Below are 9358 nucleotides of genomic sequence, written 5' to 3'. Positions count from 1 at the left end.
GTGGACCGGCTGGCCCGCGACGGGTACCGGGTCTCCCCCGCGAGCAACCGGATCGGGCTGCGCACCGAGGGCCCGGCCGTCGCCCGCGCCCGGGGCGGCGAACTGCTCAGCGAGGGCATGGTGTTGGGCGCGGTGCAGATACCGCCGGACGGGCAGCCGGTGGTCTTCCTTGCCGACCACCCGACCACCGGGGGCTACCCGGTGATCGGGGTCGTCCCGGCCACCGACCTCGCGGCCGCCGCCCAGGCCCGGCCGGGGACGCCGGTGCGGTTCGTCCTGCTGCGGGGGCACTGAGGGGCCACGGAGGGGCACGGAGTTCTCAGTTCCGCCCCGACAACAGCTCGGCGATGGCACGTTGGGCCGGATCGAGCGCCGTCTGCCCCTCCTCCGCACCCCAGACCGCGTTCTGCAGCACCCGGCCGAGCGTCCAGGCCGCCGCCACCTCGCGGTCCAGCTCCAGCGCCTCCACCAGGAGGTCGAAGCGCCGCCGCAGCGCCCGGGTCGGGTCGCCGGTGGCCAGCACATCGGCCCAGCGGTTGCGCAGCGCGGGCAGCAGCTCGAAGCCCGGGTGCCCGGAAAGCGGCTTGGGGTCGATCACCAGCCAGGGTTCGCGGTCGCCGCCCGGCAGCGGGGCGAGGACGTTGCCGTAGTGCAGGTCCCAGTGCAGCAGCCGGTCGCCCGGCTCGGCCCGGACCTCGCCCAGGGCCGCCGCGCAGTCCGCGAACAGCCGCCGCTCGTCCGCGTCGGCGAGGGCCGCGCCCGCCGCCGGGGCCCGGTCCAGCAGGCCCTCCGCGACACTCTTCAACTTTCGCAGTTCTTCGGGAGCTTGATGCTGAGTCAACTCCCTCAGCAGTTCAGCCAGTACGCGCAGCGCGGCGAGGTCGTCGGGCACTTCGAGCAGTGAGCGCGACGCGTCCAGGCGTTCCAACAGCATGGAGCCCGAGGCCGGTTCGTGGTCGAGCAGCCGGACGGCGCCGCGCCCGCCCCAGGCCCGCAGCGCGACCGGTTCGCCGGCCGTCTCCTCGTCCACCGGCTGGAGCTTGAGCACCGCGGGCGTCCCGTCGGCGCGCCGCACCGGCAGTACCAGTCCGACCACGCCGTGCGCCGCCGGGCCGTCCGGGCGCAGCTCCCAGCGGTCGAGCAACTCGCTCGCCAGGGCGGGGAGTCGGGCCGCCCAGATGCGGCCGTCCTCGCCCCGGAACTCCTGGAGCGACTCGACCAGCGCGGGCGGGACGGTGACGGACGTCATGCGGACTCCTCTCGGGCGCTCCCCTTCACCCTAGTTCGGCCCTCCCCGGTTCGGCCCTCCCCGGTTCTCGTCACCCCAGACCGAGCGCGGCCGCCGCCTCCGCCGCGAAGCCCTCGGGGTTGTCGAGCATGATGCTGTGCCCGCAGTCCGGCACCGCCACCACCCGCACCCCCGCCGCGCGCAGCCCGTCGGCGCCGTTCGGTTCGCCGTCCACCGCCGGGTACAGGAAGGTGCGCGGGAGGTCGAGCCCGAGCAGCAGCTCGCGCATGGTCGGCTCGCTCCCCCGGGCGAGGTGCACGGCGCTGCGGTACAGGCCCTCCGCCCCGGCCAGCCGCATCGTGGACCACCAGAACGGGCCGACCCGCTCGGCGACCTCCTCCCGGCCTCCGGCCAGGAACTCCGCCTCGGTGTAGCCGGCGATCCCGCTGCTGCCGATCCGCCGCCGGTCGGGGGCGATCGGGTCCAGGTTGGCGTCCACCAGGAGCAGCCGCGAGACCAGCCCGGGGTGCCGGTGCGCCAGGACGATCGCGATCGCGCCACCCATGCTGTGGCCGACCACCTCGACCCGTTCCAGCCCGGCCGCCGCGACCGCCGCGGCGACCGCGTCGGCGTGCGCCTCCAGGGTGTAGGCGAAGTCGGCGGGCCGGTCACTGATGCCGAATCCGAGCAGGTCGAGCAGCAGTGAGCGGCGCCCGCTGAGCAACGGGTGGGCGGCGGCGGCCGCGAAGTAGACGGGCGAGCTGGCGCCGAGCCCGTGCAGATAGAGCCGGGCGGGCTCGGCGCCGGGCAGCTCGACCCAGCGGATCAGGTCGCCGTTCGGGGTGACGGGGGCCGCGCGCATGCTCACACACTCCTGTGTCGAAGTCCGGACCGCGGTGGTTCGGACCACGGAGAACATACATCGACATCGAGGTATCACGGAAGCGATATACCAACGTGCCGAGGGAGCGGTCTGAGAGAGTGGCCCCATGCTGAAGCTCGCGATCCTCGGAGTCCTGTACGACCAGCCGCTGCACGGCTACGAGCTGCGCCGCCACCTCGCCGCGCTCACCGGCCACGTCCGCCCGATCAGCGACGGCACGCTCTACCCCGCGATCAAGCGGCTGGAGGCCGACGGCCTGCTGGTCCGCGAGACCGAGCCCGGCAGCGCCGCCGCACCCAGGCACACCCTGCACCTCACCGAAGCCGGCCGCACCGCGCTGCTCGACCGGCTGCGCGCGCCCGAACCGCTCGACATCAGCGACGGGAACCGCTGGTTCACCCTGCTCGCCTCTCTGCGCCACCTCGACGACCCGGCCGCCCAGGCCGCCGTGCTCCGCCGCCGTCTGGCCTTCCTCTCCGAGCCGGCCAGTTTCTTCTACGAGGGCGACCGTCCGCGCGCCGCCGAGGAGTTCACCGACCCGTTCCGGCGCGGCATGCTGCTGATCGCCCGCTCCACCACCGAGACCGAGGTCGACTGGCTGCGCGCCACCGTGGCCGAACTCGACGGCCGTTGACGGATGGCCCGCCGGGCGAAGGCCCCTGACGAACTGACCGAAAGCCGCCCGACCGGCCTTCCGCCCCCGCTCCACCCGTGTTCCGATGGCCCCATGGACGACAACACGAACATCAGCGACGGACGGCGCAAGGGCTACGACGGAACGGGCACGGGCGCGATCACCCCGGACGGCTGCGCGGTCGAGGTGTGGACCCGCCTGCCGGTCGGCGACGCCCCGGACGTGATCGAGGGCGCCATCCCGCCCGGCGCGAGCATCCTCGAACTGGGCTGCGGCGTCGGCCGGATGACGCACCCGCTGGCCGACCGCGGCTTCGCCGTCACGGCCGTGGACGAGTCCGCCGAGATGCTGGCCCTGGTGCGCCCGGAGGTCCGGACGGTGCGCAGCCCGATCGAGGAGCTGGACCTCGGCGAGCGCTTCGACGTCGTCATGCTCGCCTCGTTCCTGGTGCACGCGGGCGACACGGCGGTCCGCCAGGGCCTGCTGGAGACCTGCCGCCGCCATGTCGCCGAGGACGGCTGCGTGCTGGTGCAGCGCGAGGGCGAGGACTGGCACCGCAACGTGCCGCGGGAGAGCCGGATCGCCGGTACGGACGGAGTGGCCCGGATCGTCTCCGCCACCCCGGTGGGCGACGGGGTGAACTCCGTCCACGCGGAGTACGAGTTCCCGGACGGCACCTGGACGCAGACCTTCCTGTCCCGGCCGCTCACCACGGAGGTCTTCGAGCGGGCCCTGGCGGACGCCGGGCTGCGGGTCGAGACGTACCTGACGGAGGATCGCACCTGGGTCCGGGCCCGGCCGGCGGACTGACGCTCCGCGCCGGCCGGCGCTCCGAGTCGAGCCGGTGCTCCGAGTCGAGCCGGCGCGCCAGGTCGGGCCGGCGCGCCAGGTCGGGCCGGCGCGCCAGGTCGGGCCGGCGCGCCAGGTCGGGCCGGTGCGCCACCGTCGGCTGACGCGGCGAAAGGGCCCCGTGCGCAAAGTCCGATTAAAAGGTGAACAAAGAACTGTTACCTTCACCCCGTACCATCGGCCGCGCGCCGGGCCCGTGCGCGGCCCGGGCCGCGCGGGTCACGGTCGTCCGCACGCCCGTTCCGACCCGCAAGGACCCGTACATGCCGCACCAGCACGACGACCGTCGGATACCCCTGGCGGGTGTCCGGTGATCGACTGGTTCCACGGGGCCGTCCTCGGCCTGATCCAGGGGCTCACCGAGTTCCTGCCCGTCTCCTCCAGCGCCCATCTGCGGGTCTTCTCCGCCCTGTTGGGCTGGGACGACCCGGGAGCGGCCTTCACCGCGGTCACCCAGCTGGGCACCGAGGCCGCGGTGCTGATCTACTTCCGCCGGGACATCGCCTCGATCGTCCGGACCTGGGCGCTGTCACTGTTCCGCCCGGCGCTGCGCTCCGATCCGGACGCGCGGATGGGCTGGTTCGTGATCATCGGCACCCTGCCGATCGGCATCCTCGGCAAGCTGTTCCAGGACAGCATCGAGACCCATCTGCGCGATCTTCGGATCATCGGTACCACGCTGATCGTCTTCGGCCTGATCCTGGCGCTCGCCGACCGCACCCGCGCCGTCCGCCACGCCCGTCCGATCACCGACCTGACCCTGCCGCACGCCGCCGCCTACGGTTTCGCCCAGGCCCTGGCGCTGATCCCCGGCGTGTCCCGCTCCGGCGGCACGATCAGCGCGGGCCTGCTGCTCGGCTACAGCCGGGAGGCGGCGGCCCGCTACTCCTTCCTGCTCGCGATCCCGGCGGTGCTGGCCTCGGGGACGCTGGAGCTGTTCAAGATCGGCGAGGGCCCGGCCCCGGCCTGGGGTCCGACCATCCTGGCCACCGTGATCGCCTTCGTGGTCGGTTACGCGGTGATCTCCTGGTTCCTGAAGTACATCTCGCGCCGCAGCTTTCTGCCGTTCGTGGTCTACCGGGTGCTGCTCGGTGTTCTGATCATCGGTCTGGTGGCGGGTGGCGTGCTGGCCCCGGACGCGGGCTCCATCAAGTAGAACGCGGTTCCAGAAACGGCACGGCTCCGACGGCAGCACGACAGCACAACAGCCCGACAGCCCGACAGCAGTGGGCCGGGACACCCCTCAACGGGTGTCCCGGCCCACCGAACGTCGAGGACCTAACGCCCGGACTCCCGGGCGGTCAGTCGGCCGCGCACGGCGGCATGGACCTCGGCCTCCTCGGCCGGGTCGGCGGCGAGCCTGCGCAGCCGCTCCAGCACACGCGCGTCGCCCGTGGTGGCGACATGGCGCGCGGCGAGCTCGCGCGTGGACTCCTCGCAGTCCCAGAGGCACTCGACCGCGGGCCCCTCGGGGAAGTGCACATCGGTGACGGCGAGCGCCCGGGCGGCGCGGCCGCGCAGTTCGGAGGAGGCCGCCTCCCCGTAGATGTGGCGCAGGACCGGTACGGCGTCGGCGGCGGCCAGCCGCCCCGCGCCGTCGACCAGTGACCCCAGTCCGGTGCCGCTGACCCCGCGCGCGGAGATCCAGCGGCGCAGGCCCGCGACCACCAGCGGCGCGTCGGCCGGCTCACCGGCGTCCGCGAGCAGTTGGACGGCGGCCTCGCCGAGCGCGCTGTCGGCTCCCCCGCTGGCCGGGTCGGCCCAGCGGCGGGCCTGCGCCAGCACCTCCGGGCCGCGCATCCGGCCGAGCAGCTCCAACGCGGCCCGCACGATCCGGTCATCCACGTCAGCTGCGGCGGCCTCGATCAGTTCGAGGGCGGCCGCGTCCCGCTGGTCGACCAGGTAGCGCAGCGCGCACCGCCGGGCACCGGGCAGGCCGTCACGGGCGGCCTCCAGCAGGACGGGGCGGTCCTCCGGGCGGACCACGGCGGTCAGACAGCGGGCGGCCGCGGCGGCGCGGCGGTCCACCGCGTCGGGGCCGGAAGGGTCCTCGTCGGCGAACACCGGCTCGGGGCGGCCGAGGAAGGCGTCGGCCCCGAGGCCGCCCAGCTCGCCCTGGTCGGCCCAGGCCAGCACGTCGGCGGTGGACCAGCCCGGGGTGACGCCACTGCGGTTGAGCTGGCGCTGCCAGAGGTCGAAGGGGGACTGTTCGCTGGCCGCGGCCACTCTCGGGTGGTAGGCCGCCCAGAGCCGCCAGGGCCGGGGCTCGTACGCGTTGCGGATGAACTCGCGCAGCTCGGCGTCACCCTCGGGGCCCGGCGCGAAGCGGTCCAGCACGGCGGTGCCGAGCAGCAGCAGGCCGCGGTCGTCGTCGCGCAGGGCGAGCTCGTCCAGGGCCCAGGCCCAGTTGGCGCCGGTGGCGGCGTACTCGCGCAGCATCAGCAGCGCGTCGCGCCGGCCGTACGCGGCGAGGTGGCCCAGCACGGAGAGGGCGAGACCGGTGCGGTTCTCGTCGTCGCTGACGAGGTCCTCGGCGGCGTGGAGGTGGTCCTCGATGCCGTCGAGGGAGGCCTCCAGCTCCATGTAGAGGCGGGCGTAGTAGAGGGAGCGGCTCTCGACCTGCCAGTCGGCTCGCGGATCCCTGGTGACGCACTCCTCCAGCGCGGCGATGGCCTCGGCACGGTCGGCGGCCAGCGCATGGAGCTGCCCGTCACCACGGCCTCGCTGCAGGAGGCCGAGGAGGCTGGCACTGGGTGCTATCACTGGCTCGAACATGAGGTCAGCATCCGTTGCGGCGGTCGTAGTGGCAACGGGATTTCCGTCGCCGGGGTCTCTGGTCGGTACTGCGGTGGGCGCCCGGGCGCCGGAATCACCGAAGGTTACCGCCTCGGACCCCCGTCCGCACACAGGGCGACGAGTGCTGGTGCCACAGTGGCATATGCCAGGGGAATTTTGCCTGCGTTCTGTCCAAATCGCCCACCGCGGTCAGAACGCTGTGCGACAGTCTTCCCACCACCCGTCCCGCCCGCACACAGCGGGCCGCACCCGAGCGATGGACCCGCCATGAGCATGCCTTTAGGCACCGCCCGCCCGCCGGACACCGTCACGACGGACGGCGCCACGACGGGCGCCGACGGCCCGGCCGCGGGCCCCGCGGGCGGGACGGACCGCGCCCGCGACGAGTCGGACAGCGGCTCCGACAGCGGAACGGACGGCAGAGTGGACGGCACGGCACAGGAGCCGTCCGGCCCCTCCCTCAACGGGGGCGACACCGGCGACGGCATCGACGGCGGCACCATCGGCTCGGCCGAGTGGGACCTGCTGACCGACGGCGTCCACTGGAACGCGGAGACCTACCTCCTCCTCGGGTGCGACCCGGACCACGGCCCGCTCAGCCTCGACCGGCTGCCCGACCGCCTCCCGGAGGCGGACCGGCCGCTGCTGCGCCGGATGATGACCGATGCCCTGGTGCACGGCCGCCCGGCCGCCGGAACCCTGCGGGTCCGCCGACCCGGCGGCCGGCACAACAGTGTCGACTGCGCGGGCGAACCCGTGCTCGGCGTGGACGGCACCGTCACCGCGCTGCGCATGCTGCTCCGGCCCGCCCCGCCGATCTGAGCCGCGCGCCGCCCCGGGCGCGCGCCGCCTTCAACGCGCGGCCCTTTCAGCGCGCACCACCTTCAATGCGCGCCCTCTTGAGCCCGTCGCCCCAGGCGCGCACCACCTTGAACGCGCGCCGCCTTGGCCGCGCGCCACCGCAAACGCGCGCCGCCGTTCCGCGCCGCACCCGCCGGTCCGAACCGAGCGCCGACGCGCCCCGGCGCGCCCCGGAGTACTCCCGCCTCCGGCGCACGCCCGACCGTTCACGCCGGCCGCAGCCCGCTCACATCGACCGCAGCCGCTTCTTGGCATCGGCGGCCCGCAGCTCCTGGCCGAGCTCGTCCCGCAGTTCGTCCACCACCGGCAGCCCCCGGTACCGCGCGGTCAGCCGGTACATCTCGCGCAGCCGGTCCCAGGTCCGGTGCGAGGAGTTCTGGCCGATCAGGCCCAGCACCGTCCTGGCCTGGAACTCCGCCGCGTCCGGCTCCCCGGTGAGCCAGTGCACCGAGGCCAGGGTGATCCGGTCGAACAGCGCCGAACGGAGCTGCCCGGTGCCCTCGCGCAAGGTGATCACCCGCTCCGCGTGCCGCCGGGCCTGGGGGGCGGCCGCCGGGTCGTGCTCGGCCAGGGTGCGCAGCGCCAGTGCCTGCATGCCACGCAGTTCCGCCTCGTCGAAGACCTGCATCCAGGACGGCGGCGGCTCCGGCGACGCCTCGGCGAACAGGTCCTCGGCCTCGCCGAGCAGCCGGTGGGTGTCCTGCGAGTGCCCGACGGAGGCGTGCGCCCAGGCCTCGACGGTGTTGAACATCGCGCGTGTTCTGGGCAGCAGCAGACCGTCCCCCGCCTTGGCCGCCGCCATCAGCTCGATCGCGTCGTCGGCCCGGCCCAGGTGCACCATCTGGCGCGCCGCCCGGGAGATCGCCTCGCCGGCCCGCGGCCGGTCCCCGGCCTCCTTGGCCGCCTCGGCCGCGATCATGAAGTACCGCTGAGCGGTGGGCTCCAGGCCCACGTCGTGCGACATCCACCCGGCCAGCACCGCCAGGTTGGCCGCGACCAGCCACAGCCGCTGCTCCACCACCGGCGAGTGCCGGTGCGTCAGCAGTCCGCCCACCTCGTTGAGTTGGCCGACCACGGCCTTGCGCTGGAGCCCGCCGCCGCGCGCCGCGTCCCAGGCGCGGAACACCTGCACCGAACGCTCCAGCGACTCCACCTCGTCGAGCCCGACCGGGCCCGCGTCGTACACGTCCACCGCCGGCCGTGCCCCGCCCCCGGTGACGGCCTGGCGAGGCCCTGGGACGGAGGCCGCGTACGCGACCGCGTCCCCGCCCAGCCAGCCCTTCAGCGAGTCGGCGATGACCGCTCCGGCCGTGAGCGCGGCTCCCGCGCCCACCAATCCACGTCGGTTCAGCATGAGGTCCATTCCCGTGAACTCGGTGAGGACCGCGGCTGTTCGATCCGGCGACCACGGCACTGCTGCGGACGGCTCCGCTCCGGACCTGGTGGGCCGGTGTCGTTCCAGACCGAGGTCCTCAGTGGTGACGACACGTCCGAGCCGCTCCGTGAACACGGCCGCCAGCACCCGCGGCACCGGATCGCGGGGGACCTCCCCCTGCTCGATCCAGCGCCGTACCCTCGACGTGTCGGTGGACAGCTGCTGCTGCCCCATCGCGGCACCCCGACGGTTGACCAGCCGCGCGAGCTCGCCCTTGGACCATCCGGTCAGGACGAACAGATCGGCGAGTCGGGTGTTGGGTCCCCTGCTCAACGAAGCCCCCAGGTTCCTCGGCTCCTCCGAGGCTAGAGGTTCGGGCAAGTGCCGGGCGAGCATTCGCCACCGTTCGCCAGGGCCCGCCAGACTACTAAGCCAGTGCCCGGAGGGTGTCTTGTAGGAGTGCGCCACCCCGCCTCACGGGTCGGGCGGCGTTCCACCGGCGTCGGGGCACTCCCCCGACGGTGGCACGGAACGCTCCCGGCCCTCACCCGAGGGGGTGGCGCGGCCGGGTGGCGCGGGAGCGCCGGGCACGGCCACGGCAGTCCGGCCGACCGCATTCCCCAGGGTGCGGACGGCCGGAACACCGTCGAACAGGGGTTCCTGACCCCGCGTCCGTGCCCGGCGCCCGCGCACCACCCACCGAAGCAGGGCCGCCGTCATGCCAGGAAGCAC

At 74.1% G+C, this 9358-nt stretch carries 8 protein-coding genes and 1 pseudogene; 5 read left to right on the top strand and 4 right to left on the bottom strand.

What is annotated here, in order from left to right:
• A pseudogene (locus tag J0670_RS20545) lies at window positions 1-294 on the top strand (allophanate hydrolase subunit 2 family protein); the annotation flags it as partial.
• A 25-nt stretch (window positions 295-319) separates the two neighbouring features.
• On the opposite strand, the gene J0670_RS20540 reads toward J0670_RS20545, so the two are convergent.
• The gene (locus J0670_RS20540; protein ID WP_207813100.1) at window positions 320-1249 is read right to left on the bottom strand and encodes an aminoglycoside phosphotransferase family protein; all 930 of its coding nucleotides are present in this window, start codon (window positions 1247-1249) and stop codon (window positions 320-322) included.
• A 70-nt stretch (window positions 1250-1319) separates the two neighbouring features.
• Window positions 1320-2090, bottom strand: a complete 771-nt coding sequence (locus J0670_RS20535) for an alpha/beta fold hydrolase (protein ID WP_207813099.1) — start codon at window positions 2088-2090, stop codon at window positions 1320-1322.
• Window positions 2091-2217: 127 nt separating this feature from the next.
• On the opposite strand from J0670_RS20535, the gene J0670_RS20530 reads away from it, so the two are divergent.
• The 3 genes from J0670_RS20530 to J0670_RS20520 all read left to right on the top strand — a co-directional run bounded on the left by J0670_RS20530 (window position 2218) and on the right by J0670_RS20520 (window position 4750).
• Complete coding sequence (locus J0670_RS20530) at window positions 2218-2745, top strand: PadR family transcriptional regulator (RefSeq protein ID WP_207813098.1); 528 nt, start codon at window positions 2218-2220, stop codon at window positions 2743-2745.
• Between the two features lie 93 nt (window positions 2746-2838).
• Window positions 2839-3555: a bifunctional 2-polyprenyl-6-hydroxyphenol methylase/3-demethylubiquinol 3-O-methyltransferase UbiG gene (locus tag J0670_RS20525; RefSeq protein WP_207813097.1), complete on the top strand. Its 717-nt coding sequence runs from the start codon at window positions 2839-2841 to the stop codon at window positions 3553-3555.
• 352 nt (window positions 3556-3907) lie between these two features.
• Window positions 3908-4750 carry an undecaprenyl-diphosphate phosphatase gene (locus J0670_RS20520; protein ID WP_374223134.1) on the top strand — a complete coding sequence of 281 codons (843 nt, stop codon included), beginning with the start codon at window positions 3908-3910 and terminating at the stop codon, window positions 4748-4750.
• A gap of 122 nt (window positions 4751-4872) precedes the next feature.
• Here J0670_RS20520 and J0670_RS20515 read toward each other — a convergent pair whose 3' ends face one another.
• Window positions 4873-6369, bottom strand: coding sequence for a HEAT repeat domain-containing protein (locus tag J0670_RS20515; RefSeq protein WP_207813095.1), 1497 nt, complete (start codon window positions 6367-6369; stop codon window positions 4873-4875).
• 288 nt (window positions 6370-6657) lie between these two features.
• Here J0670_RS20515 and J0670_RS20510 point away from each other — a divergent pair, with 288 nt between their 5' ends.
• Window positions 6658-7212 carry a hypothetical protein gene (locus J0670_RS20510; RefSeq protein WP_207813094.1) on the top strand — a complete coding sequence of 185 codons (555 nt, stop codon included), beginning with the start codon at window positions 6658-6660 and terminating at the stop codon, window positions 7210-7212.
• 265 nt (window positions 7213-7477) lie between these two features.
• On the opposite strand, the gene J0670_RS20505 is transcribed toward J0670_RS20510, so the two are convergent.
• A complete protein-coding gene (locus J0670_RS20505) occupies window positions 7478-8959 on the bottom strand; it encodes a hypothetical protein (RefSeq protein ID WP_207813093.1) in 1482 nt (493 codons plus the stop codon).
• Window positions 8960-9358 lie beyond the last annotated feature (399 nt).

It is taken from the genome of Streptomyces sp. FH025 (genome assembly GCF_017427025.1).
Taxonomy (GTDB): domain Bacteria; phylum Actinomycetota; class Actinomycetes; order Streptomycetales; family Streptomycetaceae; genus Kitasatospora.
This window is presented reverse-complemented; position numbering and strand designations above follow the sequence as displayed.

Excerpts from the sequence above, each read along its gene's own strand:
- J0670_RS20525 (WP_207813097.1), top strand. The coding sequence starts at position 2,839 with ATGGACGACAACACGAACATCAGCGACGGACGGCGCAAGGGCTACGAC.
- J0670_RS20540 (WP_207813100.1), bottom strand. The coding sequence starts at position 1,249 with ATGACGTCCGTCACCGTCCCGCCCGCGCTGGTCGAGTCGCTCCAGGAG.
- J0670_RS20510 (WP_207813094.1), top strand. The coding sequence starts at position 6,658 with ATGAGCATGCCTTTAGGCACCGCCCGCCCGCCGGACACCGTCACGACG.
- J0670_RS20535 (WP_207813099.1), bottom strand. The coding sequence starts at position 2,090 with ATGCGCGCGGCCCCCGTCACCCCGAACGGCGACCTGATCCGCTGGGTC.
- J0670_RS20530 (WP_207813098.1), top strand. The coding sequence starts at position 2,218 with ATGCTGAAGCTCGCGATCCTCGGAGTCCTGTACGACCAGCCGCTGCAC.
- J0670_RS20515 (WP_207813095.1), bottom strand. The coding sequence starts at position 6,369 with ATGTTCGAGCCAGTGATAGCACCCAGTGCCAGCCTCCTCGGCCTCCTG.